Consider the following 20,889-nt stretch of genomic DNA (forward strand, 5'->3'; position numbering starts at 1 on the left):
TGATCACGAAACAGGAGGGTATGGAAGTAGCATCCTTCCACCTGATGCCATGGCCAGAGGCGGGTAACAACGTCGCTTGGCCGTACTCGGAGGCCCAGTTCGACCCTGAGATCGGGAGTGAGCTGTACGAAGAGTACTTGCACCAGTTGGCGTACTGCGAAGAACTCGGATTCGACTCGATCGGGCTGAACGAACACCACTACACCGCATACGGGCTGATGCCGAACCCGAGCATCACCGCGTCCAACCTCATTCAGCGGACCGACGACATCGAGATCGCGATTATGGGGAATATCCTCCCGATTCGGGGGAACCCGATTCGCGTCGCCGAGGAGATGGCGATGCTCGATAACCTGAGCAACGGGCGGATGCTCAGCGGATTCGTCCGCGGGATCCCCACCGAATACGCCGCGTTCGGCGTCAACCCGTCGGAATCGAGGCCTCGATTCGCCGAGGCGTGGGATCTGGTGGTGAAGGCGTGGACGGCGGACGAACCGTTCGACTGGGACGGCGAGTACTGGCAGTACGACGACGTGTACATCTGGCCGCGTCCATATCAGGACCCGCATCCGCCCCTCTGGATGCCCTCCGAAAGCCAGAAATCGATCGAGTTCGCCGCCGAAAAACAGATCCCGACGGGGAACATCTACGTGGACACGCAGACGATCGCCGACGGGTTCGAGTACTACCGGCAGGTCGCCCGCGAGAAGTTCGATTGGGAACCGACCGAGGAGTACTTCTGGCTCCCCCGTATGACCTACGTGGCGGAGACGATGGAACAGGCGCGCGAGGAGGCCGAAGAGCACCTCGAATACTTCTACGATACGCTCTTCGGGGGGCTGTACAGGGCCGGCGTGCAGTCGGAACTGATGGAGGAAGACCGCGGCGGATACCGCGAGCAGGAGTCGTTCGACTACGCCGATCACGCCCCGGAGAAGGGGGCCAAGGCGATGAATTTCGACTTCGACAAACTGCAGGAGAGCGGCGAGATCATCGTCGGCTCCCCGGAGTACGTCACGGGCGAGATCGAGCGGCAGTACGAGGAAGTCGGCGGTTTCAGCCGGTTTGTCGGCCTCTTCCAGTTCGGATCGCTGCCCCACGAACTGACGATGAAAAACCAAGAACTGTTCGCCGACGAAGTGATGCCGGAAATCAACAAACTCGACTGAGCGACGCCTGAGGCCGCTATTCGGTAGCGTACCTGATTTCGATCTCGTTCACCTCGCCGAGTAGCAGTTCGGGGAGTTCCTCGCGGAAGTACTCGCCTCGGAGCCGATTGGAGGGGCCGGCGATACTGAGGCCGGCGAGTACCTCGCCGTCGTACATAATCGGTACGCCGACCGCTCGTACTCCCTCGAACAGCTCTCCCTCCGAGTACGCGATTCCGGTCTCTCGAATCGTTTCGAGCTCCTCCATCAGCGCTTTCCGGTCGGTGATCGTGTTCGGACTGGACGCTTGCAACCCGCGTTGTCTGAGAACCTCGCGAACCCGGTCTTCGGGATACTGTGCGAGCACGGCCTTTCCGGCGGCGATCCAGTGCAGCGGAACGCTGGATCCGGTCGTGCCGCCGACGGCGACCCCGTGTTCACCGAGGACGCTGTCCAAATACACCCCGTACCCCCGTTCCTCACAGACGAGCCAGACCGACTCGTCTGTCTCCTCGGCGATCGTTTTCAAATGCGGGCGGGCGTATTCGACGATGTCCCACTGGTCGCGGGCGAAGATACCGTACTCGAGGAACTGAAGGCTCAAATGGTACTGCCCCTCCCGCTGTACGGCCCACGACTCCTCTTCGAGGGTCTTGAGGTGCGCGTGGGCCGTACTCGGAGAGACGTCCATCGCTCGAGCTACCTCGGATACCGTCGCCCCGTCGAGCTCCCGTAAGGTTTCGACGACTGCGAAAGTCGTGTGGGCTGCTTTCACAGTCCGGCTTCCGTTCGAGTTCCGACTCATACCTCACGATACGCGTTCTACTATTAAAATCTATGTATAATTTCTCCGTGTGGTAACCCGAATCGATCCTATACTGCGATGGGACGACGGTAGAGACCGATTCTCCCACAAGAGGTGATATACGGTGTGAAGAGACCGCAGTGTCGATTCGGCCTCCTGTACATAGCAATCAATCCAACATAGATTCGCAGTTACCGAAAAGTTTGGACCGAAACGACGGAGCATCTCGGTTCCTCAGGACTGTCGTCCGGGAGTCAACGAGACGCCGCACCTATTGTAACGCTCCCAGTGATTCACACGGTTGATCGCACAACAGCGTACGGTTGAGCGAGTGGAGACGTACGAATACAAACTTCCGAAACGGGCCCGTTGACACTCCAGCGAACACTGCGTGTACCACGTCAGGCGCGGAGTAGACTGTGAATATAATAACGTCCGTACACGTGTTAGAAAAACTGTTTGATACTACCCGATTCGCTCACCCAGAAAAGCAGCCGATACCCGCCGGATCGGTCTACATTCCATCGTCGTCCGGATCAGCGTCCGACAGACGCGTAGAGCCGAATCAGCGGGTCGACATCACTGTCGGGCACGTCGCGTGAAGCAGCACCGACTGAGCCACGCTCCCGAAGACCGCTTTCCCGACCGGCGATCGCTCTCGCCCCGCGACGACGATATATCTTGCATCTTGTCTGTCAGCGTAGTTGACGACTTCGTCGGCGGGATTGCCGACGAGCCCAATCGCCTCGTAGGGTACGGTTAATCCCTCGGCCGCCTCCTCGGCGATGTTGGCAGCGACCCGCTCTATGTCCTGATAGTCGATCTGTTCGCGTTTCTGGGCTTGAGTCCGTCCGAGGTCGATGAACTCGCCCATACTCAGTACGTGGATGACGTGGACCGTGTCGTCGAACGCGGTGGCGAGCGCGTTCGCCTGTTCAATCACTGTTTCTGCCCGCTTTGTCCGGTCGACCGCTGCGACGATTACCATATCCGAAACACACCTGCGTCCGACTTTATTGTTTCCGTAGCCGAGACCTGCCGTCTGAGACGCTCCGCTGCCTAACTGTCGTGTTTAGGTGACTCCACCCGTGTCTAGAATATTAGATATAGCTGTATATGATTTATTAAATATGATTCAGTGGTGCAAGACAACGAGCGAAGAAGGCCCGGGTTGCGGCCACGACGAAGCGGCTCGGTACGACTTATCCCGAGATACCGGGTATGCGGATTCGTCCGCTGCGGTCGGGTCCCATCCCGACTGGCGTCCCGCTCAACCGAGACTACTCAGAAATCCGCCGTCGGCCGGATCCCCGTCATCAGATTCCTCTGGTTGCTCCGTCGCGCTGTCGTCCGCTTCGGCGTCCTCCTCCGTTCGATCGGGGGTTTCGACCCGACAGGTGACGTTGGGCGCCTCCGGTTGACCGGTGTCGACGGCCCACATCTGGCCGCAACCGAGGAGTGTTCGCCACGACTCTCCGTCTCGTCTGTCGACGGAGACGAGGATATCGTCGGTCTCGGCGTCGCGGCCGGCGTACTCGATGCGGAGTAGTTCGCCGTGGACCCGCAGTCCGGAAGGCGTGTCCAAGCGAATCGGTGTGGCGTCCGTCCGGCCGTCGGGGCCCTCGACGACGACTGTCGCGATCGGTACATCCTCCTCGGGCGTCTCGAACGTGACCTCCAGCGTGTTCTCTGCGAGTTCGACGTCAGTAAGGTCGACGAACGGGGCCGAACGCCCAGTGGCCTCCGCGACCCGCCGTCGGAGCGGTTCGAGCGGCAGTCGAACAGTGTCGCGTCGTCGTGACATCTTTGCAGGGGCTACAAGGGGGAGACGTATGACTTCTCCGGCGTTGGGGATCCCAGTGTCTCCGACGCACTGTCGTTCGACCAGCCATTCATAAACGCCATAGTGATATACAAAATTAGCGGTTCGGTGTCTGTGAGGACGATCGTTGAACGGAGCAATATGAAGTCGATAACTGGGGATCTACCCCGATCGACGAGATCGGACCAAAAACCGTCGCGGGGAAACGCTACCAACCGAATTCGCGGAGGCCGTCGAGTAACCGATCGACGTCCGCGTTCGTGTTGTAGACGTGCAGCGATGCCCGAACCGCACCATCCGGCGACGGGAGTGCCCGGATCACCACGCCGTAGTCCTCACGAAGCCGCTCGACTGTCCGTTCGGGGTCGTCGACGCGAACGGTCACCAGCCCGGACTCGGGTTCGCGCGGACTCACGAGCCGCCCGTCGGGAACGCCGTCGACGAACCGGGTGGCGAGATCGCTGACGTGAGATTCGATCGTATCGAGCCCGACCGACTCAAGGAGGTCGATCGACGCCGACAGCGCGACGTAAGGTGCGGGGTTCGCCGTTCCGATCTCGAACCGGGGCGCGCCGCGTTTCAGTTCGTACTCGGTCGCGCTGGGGTCCTCGACGCTCCGGTACCCGATCGCTCCCGGGTGGAGATCGTCGACGACGGCCTCGTCGACGTAGAGGAAGCCGCCGCCCCAGAGCCCGAGCATCCACTTGTGGCTCGCCATCGCGACGGCGTCCGCCCCCCACTCGGTCACGTCGAGTCGGCGCTGTCCCGGTACCTGTACGGCGTCGACGAGGACCGGCGCGCCGGCGTCGTGAGCGTCGTCGACCAACTCGGAGACCGGGAGATGCGTCCCGTAGTTCCACGTGAGCGCGCTCAGACAGACGAGTTTCGCGTCCGCGACGGCGTCGCGATAGGCGTCGCGATCGATTCTCCCGTCGACCGTCGGGACCACCCGCACCTCACAGCCGCGGCGCTGCAGTCGCTGCCAGGGGAGGACCCCGGCGGGGTGTTCGAGGTCCGTCCGTACGACGACGTCGCCGGCGTCCCACTCGAGCGCGGCGGCGATCCGGTTGATGCCGTCGGTCGTACTCTGCGTCAGCGCGATCTCCTCGGTCCCTGCGCCGACGAAGTCCGCGACGTCGGCGCGGGCGTCCTCGTAGATACCGAACGCGTGCGGGTACGGGCCGCGGCCGCTCGCGGCGTCCCACTCGTGGGCAGCGATCGATCGCTGTGCGGCCTCGACGACCGGGCGGGGGCTCGGCCCGCTCGCGCCGGTGTTCAGATACCTGACGTCGTCGAAGACCGGGACTGACGCGCGCACGTCTGCTGGCGTGGTCATCGGTCCCCCTTCGATCGGTCGGCACTTTAGTGCCGCTGTGTGCGTTCCGACGTGGGTCCGCACACGTCACAGCGCGAGTGACGTTCGATACCACGGGACATAATCCGGGCGAATCGCTTATATTCCGCAACCACTGGGTTACGGTACGATGTTCGTCGGCCACGCGCTGCTCGCGTTCGCCCTCGCGGTGCTGTTCGCGGAGTGGCGCGGCTGGTCGACGCAGCGCGCGCTGACCCTCGGCGTCGCGACGGGCGCGTTCGCGGCCCTTCCCGACGTCGACGTCGTGTACGCCCTGTTCGCGCTGGACGGTGGGCAGTTTCTGAACGGTGGTTCGGTCGATCCCACGGCGTTCTGGGCGGCGGCCAACAGCGTGCACCGATCGATGACGCACTCGGTCATCGTGGCGTTGGCGGCGGGGCCAGCGTTCGGCCTCTTGGCCGTCCGCGGCACGCGCGGGCGGGTCAATCGCGCGCTCGCTGGGATGCTTCTCGCGGGTCTCGTCGCCGTGGCAGTCGCCGTGAGCGGCCCACTGGGCGGGGTCGTGATGGGCGCGTTCGTCCTCGCGGGCGCGGCGATCGCGACGCTGTCCCGCCGGTGGACGGACCTGTCGCCGCGGCTCGTCGGGATCGCGGCCGCAGCGGGACTCCTCACGCATCCGTGGGGCGACCTCGTGACGGGTCAGCCGCCGCAGTTGCTGTACCCCTTCGCGGCGGGCGTGTTCGACGGTCGTGTGGTCCTGCACCCGGATCCGACGATCCACCTGTTGGGCGCGTTCGCCCTCGAACTCGCGACCGTGTGGCTCGCGGCGCTCGCCGTCGTCCGAGTGACGGATCGATCGCCCGGACCGCTGTTCGATCGGACCGCGACGCTCGGGGCGGCCTACAGCGTCGTCCCGCTCGTGCTCGTCCCGCCGACGCTCGACGTGTCGTATCACTTCGTGTTCTCGATTCTGGCGGTGGGCGCGGTCTGCGGTGCGGCCTCGTGGTACCGGTCGGCCTCGCCCCTCGCGGCGTTCCGAACGCGCCCCGCGTGGGGAGCGCTGTCGACCGAACGCCTGCGGCCGGCTGTCGGGTCGGGATTCCCCTACGTGGCGACCGGACTGGAGGGAATCACCGTCGCCCTCATCGGCTACGCGTTGGTGTACGTGGCGCTGTAAGGCTGGTATGCGAATCCTACCGCGTTTCTCTCGGGGACCGAGTCGTCTCCGAAGGACCGGAACCGCCGCCACAAACGCGTGAGACACGCGCCGCTCGAAACGTAGCGCCCGAAAAATGTCCATCGAGTGGCGCTCGACGTTCGCTCGCGTACCCCTACCCGCGCGCCCGCCGAGGCGACCACCCGTGACCGTACCTGAACATTTGGTGAAGTCAGTAAAAGTCTTGTGTATACTATTAGCGGGCCGTGCGCCGGAGTAGGATCTCCCTACCGTTGTCACAGGCATCCGATACTTGGTCGTCAATTATAATAGGCCAGTTGCGAAAGAGCACATCAACTGTCATATGCAATATCTCTTTGTGGGAGCAGGACAGGCAGGCACGCAGATCGTCGATCAGGTGTTCGCACACGATAATATCGATTTGCGCGCGGAGGCGCTCGCGTTCAACTCGACGATCCAAGACCTCGAACGATTGAACAATATCCCGCAGGAGCGCTGGTACGGCGTCTCGCGGAACCAAGGGCTCGTCAGCGGGACCGCCCGCGGGTTCGAAGAACAGGTCACCGGCGGGTTCGGGCAGACGCCCTCGGCGTCGGACCAGGTGATGAAACGCAACGAGGGCGAGGTACAGCGGGTGCTCGACGAACTGTATCTCGAGATGGAAGCCGATCCCTCGACGCTGCAGTACGCCTTTATCTTCCTCGGACTGGGCGGCGGGACCGGATGCGGTATCGCCCCGCATCTGGCGCGGGAGATCAGGGCGTACTCCCAATCGGAGATGGATATCATCGCGGTCGCCGTCCTCCCGAACACGAAGCTGATCGAGGGCGGCGGGAGCGCCGACGACGACGCCGTCGACCAACAGATTACGCAGTGTGAGAACACCGTGTACGGGCTGGACAACCTCGAAGAGGAGGTCGAGAGCATTATGCTCGTCGACAACCAACGGCTCGCGCTCGACGTCGCAGAGGGCAACGAGTACAGCGAGTACAACCGATACGTCGCGGACGCTTTCTTGGATATCGTCCTCGGCGCGGAGCGCGAGCGGACCGACGTCGATCTCGACGTCCAGATGCAGGACGTCGACCTGCAGGACCTCGTCAGGTTCATCGACGGGGACGGCTTCCAAGCGGGCTACGCCACGCTCGGTCGCGGCGTCCGGCAGACCGAGTCGCTTCTCGGCTACCTCCTGCCCGGGAAGATCGGTCGGCAGCCGATCAGGGAGACCGGACTGATCGCCGATTCGATCGACAAGCAGACGCTGGATGGGTTCTCGCCGAACGACGCGACGAGCGCGGTCGCCGTCGCGCAGGCGCCGGGGTGGTGCTGGGACGAAAAGGAGATCTCGCTCGGCTCGGTCTACGACGAACTCGGGTACTACTGCGCGAACGTGAACGCGGGGTGGGCCGTGACGAACCGAAAGCTCGCGTCCGTGACGACCGCATTCCGGTTCGATCGCGAGGACGTCGGTCGGATCGCCGAGATCGAGCGGATCGCCGCACAGGAGGGGTCGTCGTGAGAGACGCGCCGACTCCGAGCGTTCGAGTCGTTCGGCGGCTCCGCCGCGTCGGCGGCGCCGTCTCCGTCACCGTCGTCGCCGGTGTCCTCCTCGTCGCCGTCGCCGCCGGCGCTCTGCTCGCGGGTGCTGTCGCGGCCAGCGATCTCACCGCGACCACCGCCCTCGTCGAGGACGTCCAACGCTCCGTGACGATCGCGTCGGGGGTCGACACCGCGCTCTCGCGGACGAACGTCCTCCGCGGCGTCGGCGCGCTCGTCGGGCTGGCGCTCGGTATCGCGGTCGGATCGTTCGCGACGTACCGCCGCCGGAGGCACTGAGATGCGCGCGAAAGCGTTCTCGATCGTCGTGCTGGTGGTGATAGTGCTTCTCGCGGGCGCGGCGGCGCCGGCGGCGGCACAGCAGGGCGAGGTCGACAGCAGCCGCTGTCCGGACACGGTCGACAACAACGTCGTCCTCCGGCTGCCGGACGGCTCGACGGTGGGTCCCGACGGCTCCGTCGCGCTGTACCCCGGAACGCGCGTCGACGTCGTCCTCTGCAGCGGCGGCGACGTCGAGCCGGCGGACGGCGTCGCGTGGTCGCTCGAACCCGCCGAGGGGATCACGATCACGTCCGCGGAGACGGACCACTACGAGATCGAGATCGCAGACGTCGCCGCGGACCGCGAGGTCGATCTCGGATCGTCGATCCCCGAGCGCGACGCGGTTCGCGCGCCGGGGCTCACGGCGGCGGCCGGACACGCTGTGGACGTGACTGTCGGAGGCGACTCCTACAGGATCACCGTCGCGAACGAGAGCCGCGCCGCGGCCCTGCAGTCGCACAGCGAGGCCTACCGGGAGAACGCGACGGCGGTGACCGAGGCGGCCGCGTCCCTGACCGCGAGCGATGCGAGCGTCGACGCGATGTCGGACTCGGCGGCCGAACTCGATCGTGTCGAACCCCTTCAGAACAACTACGACGCGCTTCAGTCGGGGCTCTTCGACGCCGCCGCGCGCGGTGACGACGACGCGGTCGCCGCGCTCGACGCGTACGAGTCACACCGGGCGGAGACGCTCTCGTCAGTGCGCGAGGACCTCGAATCGGCGGACGTCGACGGCCGGGCGAACGACGGCGCGACGTCGGTGCTCTTGAACGTCCTCGGGTTCCTCGCGATCGGCGCCGTCGTCGGCGGCGCCGGGGGCTGGTACGTCACCAAAGACATCATGGACGACATCGGGTACAAGCGGAGTCGCGGATCGGCGTTCGACTTCGGCTCCGAACAGCTGACGAAACAGTTCGTCGTCGCGGGCGCGTTCCTCGTGGCGGCGCTCGCGGCGCTCGTGGGGACCGGACTCCACGGCGCGCTCCTCGCGGTTCTCCGGGCGGTGATCGGGCTATGAGATCGACACGAAAAGACGCGCTGACGGCGGGCGGTATCGTATTCGGACTCGCGATCGCGGGGATCGCCGTGTTCCTCTACTCGGGGTCCAGCAACGCGGTGCTGTTTTTCGTCGCCGGCGTCCCGGTGATACTCATCCTCGGCGGTCTCGCCTGGCACCGTCGCGAGACCCGGTCCTCGAACGCGACCTCGCCGCGGATCGAGTCGATGACCGAGGACCTCGCCGACGACCTCGAAGAGCTGCTCGCGACGTACGAGCGGCTGGACCGGGAGACACCGTGGGACCCCTCGCCGCACGCGGAGCAGATCCGGGACATCAGGCGGGACCTGGAGAACCGCGGGTTCCGGGTGCACACGGACGGCGACGCACACCGCGTCGAGGTCGTCGACTACGAGATGGGCGTCGGCGCGCTCTCGAGACACCGGCAGAACGTCGATATGGTGCTCGAGGACGGTCTCAGAGAGGGGTTCCGCGAATCGGTCGAAGCACAGACCGACGAGATGAACGACCAGCTGGCCCGGCTGGTCGAGGAGAACCTCCTCGAAGAGTCGGCGGCCGAGGAGATCGAGTGGCTCAACGCCGCGGGACAGAACGCCCGGCAGCTGACCGAAACGCTGAACGACCGGCGGGAGACGTTCAGAGACCTGCTCGGCGAGGCCGTCGCCCGCGTCCACGAGGTCTCCGAGGACGCGTACGTCGACCGGTCGGCGCTCGACGAGTGCGTACAGGAGGGCCGGTACGCGGACGCGGTCGATCTCCTCCTCGAGGTGGACGTCGGCGAGGGCGGACTGCGACAGAAACGCACGGAGCTCTCACAGCTCATCGACGCCGCGCAGTCGTCGGTCGCGACCCAGTACGCGCCGCAGTCGCGGTTCGATAAGCTGGACGCTCTCGAGTCCGAGCTCTCCGATCTCGACTCCGTCTACCAGCTCGATCACCTCGAAAACGACCTCCGGCCGAAGGTGCTGTCTGTGTGCGCCGAGATCGTCTCGGACCTAGAGGCCGAACTGACGGGGTACCTCGAGACGTTCAGCGACCCCGACGTGCCGCGGGACTACTTCGAGCGGCCGCCCGTGCTGGAGCGCTCGCTCACCGCGGAGTTACGGGACGCCTCGAACCTGAGCGCGTTCAGGACGCGCTGGCGGGGGATCGTCGACGACCTCTCGTCGGCGCTCGAGGAGGCCGGGGCCCGCGAGGGCGCGCTCTTGGCGTACGACGACGTCGAGAGCGAGGTCGAACGGATCCTCGCGGCGGAGGGCGAGGTGACCGCCCGCGACGTCCCGTACGATCCGGCGGCACCGATCATGCAGCTGTACGCCCACAGACACGAGGGCGTGGCGTTCTTGGAGAGCCGCCCGGCGCTCACGCAGGGCGCGGACGTCGCGGGCCAGGAGTTCGATCTGACGGTCGACGTGCGGCTCGATCCGCCGGAGACGCGAGACGTCACCGTCGAGGCGGAGATCCGCGACGAACACCGCCGTCTCACGAAGACGATAGACGGCTCCGGGACGGTCGAGTTCGATCCCCTGCTCGGCGGGGAGGCGATCGTCACCGCCTCCGCCGACGACAGCCGCTTTGCGACCCGCGAGACCGACGTCGTGTTGGACCGCGACCGGACGGTCGAGGTGATGCTGACCGAAGAGACCGCGATCGACCGGCTCTGTGGGGGGATGCGGAGCGACGCCGAACTCCTCTTCGAGGAGGTCGCCGGCGAAATCTCCGCGACGTACGACAGCGAGCAGTACCTCACCGACGAGATGGACATCGGCGTACAGGAGGAGTACAGACCGTGCGTCCTCGCGCTCTACGCCGACGACGCCGGCCTCTCGGTCCGCGAGGAGGCGGACACCGTACTGGTGTACGACAGACGAAAACTGGAGAATCAATTGACCGACCTGATCGAAAAGAAAGTGAAAGACGACGGAGAGATGCGCTACGAAGACATACGCGACCGATTCCTTCGAGTACCGGCGAGCGACGACCTGATCCGTGACATCATCACGCAGGCGGACCTCGACGTCGACGTCGAGTGCGCCGACGAAAAGGTGGTGAGCGCCTGATGGCCGCCGGAGAAGGCCAGCGACGGGACTTCACCACGTGGGGGATCGTCGCGGCCGGGCAGGGCGGCGGCAACATCGCCTCGCAGTTCCTCACGCGGACGGAGAACCCCGGGATCGACGAGCGGATCGTCCTCGTCAACACGAACGACACTGACATCCAGCAGAACATCACCCGCGTCGAATCGGAGCTGGCGATCGACCGCGAGGCGATCTACCAGGCGCACATCGCGAACTTCGGCGCCAACGTCGGGGTCGGAAACGACTTCTTCGACGGCGAGCGGATGGCCGAGGAGGACTTCGAGGAGATCTTCCAGCCGATAAACACGACGCTCTCGGGAGCGGAGGCGCTGATGTACACCGTCGCGCTCGGCGGCGGCAGCGGCAACGGATCGGTCCCGTACGTCATCAATCAGCTGTCGCAGGGTCCGACCGAGGGGAAGACCGCCGACATGAACGCCGCGTGGCTCGACGGTCTGACCCAGTTCGCGCTCGCGGCGTGGCCGTTCGAGTACGAGTCGGCTCAGCGGCACTTCAACGCGATCTGCGGGCTGTCGCGGCTCCTGATGGACGAGCGGGGCGAGCAGAACGCCGATATGACGATCCTCGCGTCGAACTCCCGGCTGAAGGAGCTGGCTCTCCAACACGACGACGTGCGGGACGACGGCCACGGCGGCTTCGCCGACGACAAAGAGCTGGTGAACGAGCAGATCATCGCCGCGATCGACCTGTTCATCAGCGCCGGGCGGCTCGCGGAGGACACCATCGACGTCAAAGACTACGTCCGGAAGCCCCAGCGACGCGGGGTGTACCACGGGACGTTCGGCACGGCGCTCGAGAAGCCGATCGGGCTGAATCTGAAGATGGCGATCCAGCGCGCGGCGGAGAACACGTTCGTCCCGCTCGACCCGTCGACCGCGGAGGCGGCGTACGTCGTCGTCCGCGCGCCGGAGCGGCGGATCGACTCCGGCGACGTGACGACCGGTCGCGTCGGGGAGGCCTTCGCGAAGTGGAAAGCCGAGAACGGGCTCCGCGGGACGGTCGGGATGGAGACGCTGTCGAGAGCGCCCGGCAGGGGACAGACCTTCGACGTGCTCGTCTTCCTCGGCGGCTTCGACCTCTCACCGCTGATCGAGGAGTCTCAGGAACTCTACGAGATGGAGAAGGAAGCGCTCCACCGCGGCGACTCGCACGATCAGCTCTCGCGCATCGACCGGCTCGAAGAGAACCTCAGACAGTACCGGAACACCCTGGAGGAGTGACCGATGCGACGACACACCGAGGGCGGGGCGTCGAGGGTGTTGCTCGCGGCGGTGAGCGCGCTCCTTCTCGTCGCCGGGGTCGCGCTCGTGCCCGCGGCCGTCAGCGCGCAGAACGGGGCGATAAGCGGCGACATCTCCCCGAGCGGCGACGGCGGCGTCGTCGTCGAAATCGAGAACGGGACGGGACCGTTCGACGGCGGTGAGGAGACGGTCACGATCGAAATCAAGGGCGAAGAAGATGAGCGAACGGTCCAGCCCGGAAACGACTCCTCGACGTACGTCTACGAGATCACCGGTGAGTCGCTGCGAACCGATATGGGCGACCTCGCCGCGACAGACCTCTCCGCGGCGACCGTGACGGTCACCCACGAGAGCGGCGCCAGCTTCAACGACACCGTCGACCTCCGGTATGCGAAGTTGGGAGGCTCGCAGGGGAGCTTCACCGACGGCGGGGCGCTCCGCGTCGACTTCGAGACCGCCGTCGGTCTCGGGGAGAGCGGAGACGTCCCGCTGACCGTCGAGGTCGGCGAGACGACCGAATCGGTCACGGCGTCGCTCCAGCGGGAGGAGGGGGCGAACGAGTCGCACCTCGTGATCGACCGGGGGAGGCTCGTCGATCTGGGACTGCTCGACGATCCGCGGCCGATCAAGGTCGGCGGACAGCCCGGCGAGGCCGACTACCTCGCGGGGTCCGCGACCGTCGACCTCGGGGCGATGAATCCCCCGACGACGGGCGAGCGGACCGCCGCGGGCGTCGCGCTCTCGAACCCGTTCTTCGTCGCGGGCGAGACGTACGTGATCGACGCCCGACCGGCCGACGGTGACGGGCGGTATCTCGAGCGCCTCGACGCGACCGCGGGCGACGGCGGCGGCGAACTCGTAGCGGACAGTTCGACGCTGCTCGCGGCCGATCGGATCAGCCTGACGGTCGATCGGAACGGGAACGCGCTGATCGAAGGCGAGAGCGTGGCGCTCACCTCGAGAGCCGTCGGCGCGACGCTCGAGGGCGACGGGACGGTCTCGCTGGATCCCGAGCCGGACGGGGGAACCGTGAACGCGCTCTGGGTCGAGACGGACGAGGGCGTCGAGCGGTACGACGCGAGTCTCGACAACGGGACGCTGTCGATCTCCGACGAAAACGTCGCTCTGAGCGAGGATGACCAGTTGCTCATCGACTTCGCGGACGCGGGATCGGTCTACGCCACGTTCGGCGCGGACACCGGCGGCGACGGCGGCGGCGATGGGGCGACGGCCGGACAGACCGACGAGCGGGCGGGCGGTCTCGCCGGGATGCTCGCGTCGACTCTGGGCGGTCTCACGGACGCGGTCACGTCGAACCCGTGGATCGCCGGGGGAGTCGCCTTCGCGGTTCTCCTCGTCCTCATCGTGGGAGTCCTGCTGTACCGTCGGCGTTCGTCCAGAGGTCCGATCGTCACGCTTCCGGTCCTCGGCGCGATCGGCGGCAGGTCGTCGCCGGGGAAGTCGCCGGCGAAGACGCCGACCATCGACGTCACCTTCCACATCGCGGACGATCGGGGCGGCGGGGCCTACACGGACGCCGACGCGGTCGTCGCGCGCCCGCTCGACGGTAACTTCGGGGGGCAGCGCTCGGGATACAACACGGCATCGGCGAACGAAACCCGGATCGAACTCGACGGCGGCATCGGTGAGGAGGCGCTCGAACCGGGGGCGTGGCAGTTCGACGTCATCGAGGGCAACCGCTCGATCCGACAGAAGCAAAAGACGCTGGAGGTCGATTTCGACAGCGAGAAGGTCCCGCTGTCGGTCCCGCCCTACAAGATAACCGCCAGAGTGACCGGCGGAATCGACAACGAGCCGCTGAAGGGGGCGGTCGTGCGTGCCGACCCCGACGTCGGTGACCCGGCGCCGCGGTCCCGGCGGACCGATCCGAACGGCAGCGCGGAATTCGAGATCCCCCGGTCGGCGTCGACGGTGGTGTTCGAATCAGAGTACGACCAGTTGCCGAGCGCGCGGACCAAACAGCCAGTCGACGCCGCGGCACGAAACGGTGTGAAACTCGAGATGGCTCCCGAAATCGGTTCGATCGACGTGGAAACGACAGTCGGATCCCGACACTGGCCGGGCGTCGAGGTCGACGTGAAACCGGTCGGCGGCGACGCGACGGCGTACGCCGACCCGGGGACGATCACGACCAACGACGAGGGTCGAAAGACGATCACGAAGCTGCCGACCGGGCAGTACGAACTCTCGGCGCATCCGACCCTCTCGGCGGTCGAGACCGCCCGCGTGACCGAGACGGCGACCGTCGACGCCGACGAGACCACCGCGGTCACGCTGTCGATCGATATCTCCTTCGAGCTGCCGGGGTCCCAGCGCGAGCGGCTCTCTGAGCTCCGTGACCGAATCGCGGAGCTGAGTTCCGCGCGGAATCGCGACGTCGCGATTCCGTACTACTACGGGACGGTACTCGACTCCGTGCTCGATCTCGTCGAGGCGATCGAAGCGGCGCCCGAACGCGCCGTCGAATCCGGGCTACCGCCGGGGGCGACCACCGACGCGCTGCTGCGTGCGACCGACGAGGGAATCGACGCCGTCGAGGGCGCGATGTCGGAGCGACGGAACATCAAACTCTTCCGCGCCTGCGAGTCGATGCCGTCGGTCGAGCCGTCGTGGGACGGCGACGCCGACCTCGAATCGTTCTTCGAGCGGACGTCCGAGGGTGGCGACAAAGGCCGGCGGGCGCTTCGCGACCGGCTCGCGGAGACCGACGAGTTCCTCGATACACAGTGGGGCGAGGTCGGCGAGATCGGCCCCGCGCGGAAGCTCCACGATCGGATCGGCGATCTCGCGAGGCGCTCGGGCAACGTCGACGACGAACTCACGGTCGTCGCGCAGGCGTACGTCAGCATATGCCTCCTCGACGCGATCGAGTCGCTCTTCGAGCACGACGCGCTGATAGAGCGGCTCAACAGCGGAGGGTACTGACGATGGACTGGGGCGGCGTGGTCGCGTTCGCACTCGGCGCGCTCGTGGTGGTGACCGGCATCACGAAACTCTACGCTGAGAGCGTCACGAACGTCCGCGTCGCCTGCCACGTCGTCGACGAGCGCGCCGGCGAACCGTACGACGGTGCGGACGCGGTGGTCGCAGAGCGGGTCGTCGAGCGCGACGGAGATGGCGACGGTGGCGGCGACCCCGAGTCGACGAGCGAGACCGAAGCGCGGGTCGAACTCGACGGCGGGGTCTGCGAACGGTCGCTCCCCCCCGGAACGTGGCGCTTTTCGGTCATCGAGGGAGAGCGAACGATCACCGAAAAGAGCACGAAGCTGGTCTCGGATATCGGGAGCGAACGGGTCCTCCTCGCGGTCCCGCCGCGCGAAGTGCCGATACGGGTGACCGGCGGACTCGACAGCGAGCCGCTGGAGGGGGCGACGGTGACGGTCGAGCCGGACGTGGGGGGCGAAACAGAACTCGTGACCGACGCCGACGGCAGCGCTCGCGTCGAGCTACCGCGCTCGGCCGCGACGGTCGCAGTCACGGCCGCGTACGAGGGGATCCCGGACGAGACTACGAAGCTCGATGTCGAGGACGCGGTCCGGAACGGCGTCTCGCTCGAAATCGCCCCCGGCGTGGGCACCCTCGAGATCGAAACGACGGTCGGCTCACGGGGCTGGCCGGGCGTCGAGGTCGACATCACGCCGGTCGGCGGCGACGCGACGGCGTACGCCGATCCGGGCACGATCCCGACCGACGGCGAGGGCCGGATGACGGTCACGGAACTGCCGACCGGACGGTACGAGCTCTCGGCGCATCCGACCCTCTCGGCGGTCGAGACCGCTCGCGTGACCGAGACCGCGACCGTCGCGGCCGACGAGACCACCGCGGTCACGCTGTCGATCGAAACCGCGTTCTCGCTGTCGAACGCACAGCGGGAACGACGCTCGGAGCTCAGAGAGCGAATCGAGGGGTTGAGCGCAGCGCGGAACCGCGACGCCGCGATCCCGTATTACTACGGAACGGTGCTCGAATCCGTGCTCGGCTTGGTCGAAGCGATCGGGGCGAATCCCGAACGCGCCTTCGAGACAGACGAGGATCTGACGGCGGTCGTCGACGCGCTGTTGGACGCCACGGGGGACGGCATCGACGTCGTCGACGAGGCGATGTCGGACCGGCGGAATCAGAAGCTCTTTCACGCCTGTGAGTCGATACCGTCGGTCGAAGCGTCGTGGGGCGGCGACGTCGACCTCGAATCGTTCTTCGAGCGGATCGAACGCGGGGCTGCGGACACTCGGGCGGACCTCCGCGATAGACTCGAAGAGACCGATGAACTGTTGAACCGACAGTGGAGCGAAGTGGTCGAGATCAGGCCGGTTCGGCGCGTTCACGAGTGCGTCCGGGACCACGCCGTGCGTACCGGCGGTGTCGACGACGAACTCACGGCCATCGCCCGGGGGTTCGTCGGCGTGTGTCTGCTGGATGCGGTCGCGTCGTTCTTCGAGCGCGACGCGCTGGTCGACCGGCTGAACAGCGGAGTGTACTAGATGAACGATATGAACGGGGTGCTACTCAGGCTCGCAGTCGTCGTCGGACTGGTCGTCTCCGCCGCGGGCGCGGCGACCGTCCCGGCGGCGGCGGAGTCAGCGACGACGGGGGTATCGGACACGGACGAATCAGCGCTCGACACGGGGCGAGTCTCGGCGATCGACCCGGAGCGTGTCGCTGCCGAACCCGACGCCGAGCGCGGCGGCAGCGCGGCGCTCGACGGCCGGTCGGTCACCGCACAGGTGGACGTCGAGGGGCCGCAGACGAGCGACGAGTTCCTCGCCGCGTTCCGGGAACTCTCCGGGCAGGGGTCGCTCGAGACCTACAGCGAGTTCGAGGTGATCCGGACGCAGGCGGTCGTGTCCGTCCAGGCCGGCGACTTCGAGGACGCGGACAGACAGCGGATGCGGGCGGTGCTACGGACGCTCGTGCGGTTCGACGAGGCGTATCAGGCGGCCGAGGAGGGCGACCTGAGCGGGAGCCTCCAGTCCGCGGAGACGACCCGTGAGAGCCTCTCTGAACTCGAATCGGCCGGCGGTACCCAGTACAGCTCGCTGGCCGGCGTCGCGCTCGATCGGTTCTTCCGCTCGCTCGGCGACAGGTTCGAGGAGCGCTCGCGGGAGGACATCAGCACGCCCGCGCGGATCGACGCGCTCGAACGGGCCGGCGAGGCGTACCGGGCCGGCGGCTCCAGCGACCGGTTCGCGGAGGTCTCGGTGCGGGCCGAGCAACTGGCGAGCGCCTACGAGCGCGACCGCGAGGAGATGAACGAGTCGATCGCGGCCGCGCAGGCCTTCCTCGGGCAGTGCGGCGACACCTGCGCGGGAGCCGTGAGCGCCGTCACGACGCACAGCACCGGCGTGTTCGGCCTGTACAGCGACGCGAGGGCCGCCAGCGCGGCCGGCAGCGAGGCCGTTCGGATCGCCGAGACGCATAATCTGGAGCGGACCGAAGAACTGCAGTCGCTCGCCGACGAGAGCTCCTCGACGCTGCTCTCGCTCGCGATCGGTTCGGCGCTGCTGCTTCTCGCGTACGCGGCGCTGCTCGCGGTTCCGACGATGCTCATCGCCGGCCGCATCTCGCTGTGGGCGAAAGACAGGCGGGCGGCGTCGGTCGGATCGATACTCACGCCGATGCCGACGGAGGTGCGAGCCGATGTCGAGTGACCGCTCCGCGACGGCGCGGCGCGTCGCCGTCGTCCTCGTCGCCGCGCTCGTGGCGCTCTCGGCGTTCGCGGGGCCGGCGGCGGCCGCGAACGGCAGCGTCGAACTCGACGAGGCGCTCGATAACCAACGGGTGTCCGACGAGATGTCGTTCACGTTCACGGCGAGCGCGAACGAGACGGTTTCGGCCACGAACTCACGCGAACTTGACGGCGGGAACGTCGTCTTCGAGTTCGAGAGCTGGAACGACCGCGACGGGGGATCGGGGTCCTCAGAGACCTGGACGGTCGAAGCCGGACACACCTACGAGGTCACCTACGAGGGACAGGCCTCCTCCGGCGCGAGCGAGCAGCGACACAGCACGACCGTCTCCGTCAGCGGCGGCTCGACGAGCGTTTCCGAAACCCTGAACCTCGACGTGACGCTCTTGGAACCGTCGTTCGGCGGCGCTTCCTCGCCGACCGAGACAGTGACCTTCCGCGACAGCGACGAGGCCACCGGGAGCGTCGACGTCAACTTCGATAACGACGGGCAGGGGGTGATGGTCCCCGAGTCGGTCGAGAACATCAACAGCCCCAGCGGCATCGACGTCTCCGTCGACTCGCTCTCCAGTGAGGTCGACGCCGGGAGTTCGGGGACGGCGTCGCTGGACGTCGCCGTCGACTCGTCCGTTTCGGAGGGCGATTACACCATCTCGGGGACGATCACCGACAACCTCGGGAACCAACAGGACTTCAGCGCGGACATCGAAGTCACGAAGCCGCCCGTCATCGACATCGAGGACGTCGACGTCGGCGGCGTCCTCCGCGGTCAGAGCGAGACCGTGGACGTCACCGTCAGCGAGACCGCCGGGTTCGAGGGGGTCAGCGGGCTCGACGTCAACGTGATCGGCACCGATCAGGACGGCTCGATGGTAATCAGAGCGGGCGGGTTCAGCACGAGCGCCGGCGGGAGCGACACGGTGGAGGTCGAAGTCAGGGCCAACTCCGACGCCGACCAACACGCCGACCTTCACTGGCAGGTGCAGGTGACGCCCAACGACCCCGACAGCCCCACCGAGACCATCAACGTCGACGGCGAGGTGTTCTACCCGGCGAACCTCGGCTCCGTGGACGGACAGGGCGCAGAGAACGTCTTCGACGTGCCGCGCTCCCAAGCCAGCGTCCAGGAGAGCGAGACGGAGGTCACCTTCGAGAACACCGGCGACCTGGATATGGATATTCAGAACATCGACGTGAGCACGGACACCGCGGAAGTCGACGCCAGGGTCGAAGACGCCCCCGGCACCGTCGGCGGGCTCTCGACCGGGAGCGCGACCGTGGTGCTGGAGGCCAATCCCGACACGCCGGAGGGGAGCCACTCCTTCACCGTCGACGTCGACGCGGGGAGCGCGGGCTCGCAGTCGATCACGCGCGAACTCACGATCGAACACGTCCCGGAGCTCGGGGTCGAACGGAACGACCTCGAATTCGGGGACGTGACCGTGACGAGCCGACAGACGACGAGCGTCGACGTCTCGGAGGTCTTAGAGTACGAGTCGGTGCCGAACGTCGAGATCGAACGGACCGCCGGGCCGGATCAGTACCTCGAGATCGTCCAGCGGCCGAGGTCGCTGGAAGCCGGCGAGTCGGCGCCGCTGGTCTTCGCGGCGACGTTCGACACGTCCGCGGAACTGTACGAGGTCTACCAGTGGGAGTTCGAGATCCGCGGCGACGGCGTGGAGGCACAGACCGTGACCGTGACCGCGCGGCCGACGCCCTACTCGTTCGACACCATCTCCGAGGAGCTCGCGGCGTACGACGGCGGGTCCGGCCCGCGCGCGGAGACCGCCGCGGGGATGACCGAGTCACTCGAAGCGCTCGAATCGCAGCTCAGAGACGGCGAGGACGTTCCCGAGGGCGATCTGACCGAGACGATCGCCGCGGCCGAGACCGTCCTGTTGCTCCTCGACTCGCTGGAGGCGGCCGACGAGGCGCGGACGCAGAACGGCTCGGAGGCCGCCCAAGAGCACGTGCTCAGAGCACGGGCGACGCAGAACGCGATGGCCCAGTACGTGGATCGCATCGACTCCCAGCGTGTGAAATCGTCGGCGTCCGGGTCGCTCTCTGCGGCGCAGACGGCGACTGACGAACAGGTCGAGATCCAGGAGTCGTTCTACGAATCGCAGCTCGCCGGCGACGAGGGCGGCGAGCCCTCGACGCTCCAGCGGGCGAACGCCAACCGACAGCTCGCTCGACTCGCGGAGATCCGCGGCGATTCCGAACGCGCCTCGGAGCTGAACGGCGAGTCCACGGCCGCCTTCGAGACGTACCTCTCGCAGGTCGAAGACGCCTCGGACTCGGTCGAGGACGCGCGGGCGGTCCGCGCGTCGATCCGCGAGAACGCGACGCTCGTCCTGTTCGACCAGCCGCTGGTGTTGAACCCCGCGCGTCTGGACCCCATTTCCGCGGACATCGAACGGATCGACGCGGCGTACGCCGCCGCGACGGAGACCTACTCCGAGGCGGGCGCGACGCAGGAGGCCGACTCGATCAGTCAGGAGCGCGCGGCCACGCTCCAGCGGCTTCAGCTCACGCAGTACGGTCTGTGGGGCGCGACCGGGATCTACGGCGTCGCGGTCGCCGGCGTGCTCCTCAGGACGGGACGAAACCTGTACGCGTATATGCAGGACCGTCGGACGGTCCAGATGGGCGCGGCGCTCCAGTAGCCTCGAGAACCGC

General features: G+C 66.7%; 15 protein-coding genes. 11 read left to right on the plus strand and 4 right to left on the minus strand.

The genetic code is table 11. The features are described 5' to 3' along the window. Positions 1–20: 20 nt before the first annotated feature. Entirely contained in the window at positions 21–1,169 is a 1,149-nt protein-coding gene (locus tag ACT3HL_RS06275) for an LLM class flavin-dependent oxidoreductase (RefSeq protein ID WP_445085958.1), read from the plus strand. 16 nt (positions 1,170–1,185) lie between these two features. Here ACT3HL_RS06275 and ACT3HL_RS06280 read toward each other — a convergent pair whose 3' ends face one another. The 4 genes from ACT3HL_RS06280 to ACT3HL_RS06295 form a co-directional block, all read right to left on the minus strand. Next, a complete protein-coding gene (locus tag ACT3HL_RS06280; protein WP_445085959.1) occupies positions 1,186–1,953 on the minus strand; it encodes an IclR family transcriptional regulator domain-containing protein in 768 nt (255 codons plus the stop codon). A 565-nt stretch (positions 1,954–2,518) separates the two neighbouring features. Continuing rightward, the gene (locus ACT3HL_RS06285; protein ID WP_445085960.1) at positions 2,519–2,941 is read right to left on the minus strand and encodes a universal stress protein; all 423 of its coding nucleotides are present in this window, start codon (positions 2,939–2,941) and stop codon (positions 2,519–2,521) included. Positions 2,942–3,223: 282 nt separating this feature from the next. After that, a complete protein-coding gene (locus tag ACT3HL_RS06290) occupies positions 3,224–3,757 on the minus strand; it encodes a hypothetical protein (RefSeq protein ID WP_445085961.1) in 534 nt (177 codons plus the stop codon). Positions 3,758–3,983: 226 nt separating this feature from the next. After that, on the minus strand, positions 3,984–5,111 hold the full coding sequence (locus ACT3HL_RS06295) for an aminotransferase class V-fold PLP-dependent enzyme (protein ID WP_445085962.1): 1,128 nt from the start codon (positions 5,109–5,111) through the stop codon (positions 3,984–3,986). 148 nt (positions 5,112–5,259) lie between these two features. Here ACT3HL_RS06295 and ACT3HL_RS06300 point away from each other — a divergent pair, with 148 nt between their 5' ends. From ACT3HL_RS06300 to ACT3HL_RS06345, 10 genes are all read left to right on the plus strand, one after another. Further along, a complete protein-coding gene (locus ACT3HL_RS06300) occupies positions 5,260–6,267 on the plus strand; it encodes a metal-dependent hydrolase (RefSeq protein WP_445085963.1) in 1,008 nt (335 codons plus the stop codon). 358 nt (positions 6,268–6,625) lie between these two features. Continuing rightward, positions 6,626–7,786: a cell division protein FtsZ gene (locus tag ACT3HL_RS06305; RefSeq protein WP_445085964.1), complete on the plus strand. Its 1,161-nt coding sequence runs from the start codon at positions 6,626–6,628 to the stop codon at positions 7,784–7,786. Next, the gene (locus ACT3HL_RS06310; protein WP_445085965.1) at positions 7,783–8,103 is read left to right on the plus strand and encodes a hypothetical protein; all 321 of its coding nucleotides are present in this window, start codon (positions 7,783–7,785) and stop codon (positions 8,101–8,103) included. Before ACT3HL_RS06305 ends, ACT3HL_RS06310 begins: the two co-directional genes overlap by 4 nt. A gap of 1 nt (position 8,104) precedes the next feature. Next, a complete protein-coding gene (locus tag ACT3HL_RS06315) occupies positions 8,105–9,163 on the plus strand; it encodes a hypothetical protein (protein WP_445085966.1) in 1,059 nt (352 codons plus the stop codon). Next, entirely contained in the window at positions 9,160–11,223 is a 2,064-nt protein-coding gene (locus tag ACT3HL_RS06320; RefSeq protein WP_445085967.1) for a hypothetical protein, read from the plus strand. Before ACT3HL_RS06315 ends, ACT3HL_RS06320 begins: the two co-directional genes overlap by 4 nt. Continuing rightward, a complete protein-coding gene (locus ACT3HL_RS06325) occupies positions 11,223–12,482 on the plus strand; it encodes a hypothetical protein (RefSeq protein WP_445085968.1) in 1,260 nt (419 codons plus the stop codon). Before ACT3HL_RS06320 ends, ACT3HL_RS06325 begins: the two co-directional genes overlap by 1 nt. Before the next feature lie 3 nt (positions 12,483–12,485). Next, positions 12,486–15,449: a hypothetical protein gene (locus tag ACT3HL_RS06330; RefSeq protein WP_445085969.1), complete on the plus strand. Its 2,964-nt coding sequence runs from the start codon at positions 12,486–12,488 to the stop codon at positions 15,447–15,449. A 2-nt stretch (positions 15,450–15,451) separates the two neighbouring features. Continuing rightward, on the plus strand, positions 15,452–17,005 hold the full coding sequence (locus ACT3HL_RS06335) for a hypothetical protein (RefSeq protein WP_445085970.1): 1,554 nt from the start codon (positions 15,452–15,454) through the stop codon (positions 17,003–17,005). Then, positions 17,006–18,172, plus strand: coding sequence for a hypothetical protein (locus ACT3HL_RS06340; RefSeq protein WP_445085971.1), 1,167 nt, complete (start codon positions 17,006–17,008; stop codon positions 18,170–18,172). Then, a complete protein-coding gene (locus ACT3HL_RS06345; protein ID WP_445085972.1) occupies positions 18,162–20,876 on the plus strand; it encodes a hypothetical protein in 2,715 nt (904 codons plus the stop codon). The genes ACT3HL_RS06340 and ACT3HL_RS06345 overlap by 11 nt, the downstream gene beginning before the upstream one ends. The last annotated feature ends 13 nt before the right edge of the window (positions 20,877–20,889 follow it).

The organism is Halobellus sp. GM3, from assembly GCF_052545375.1.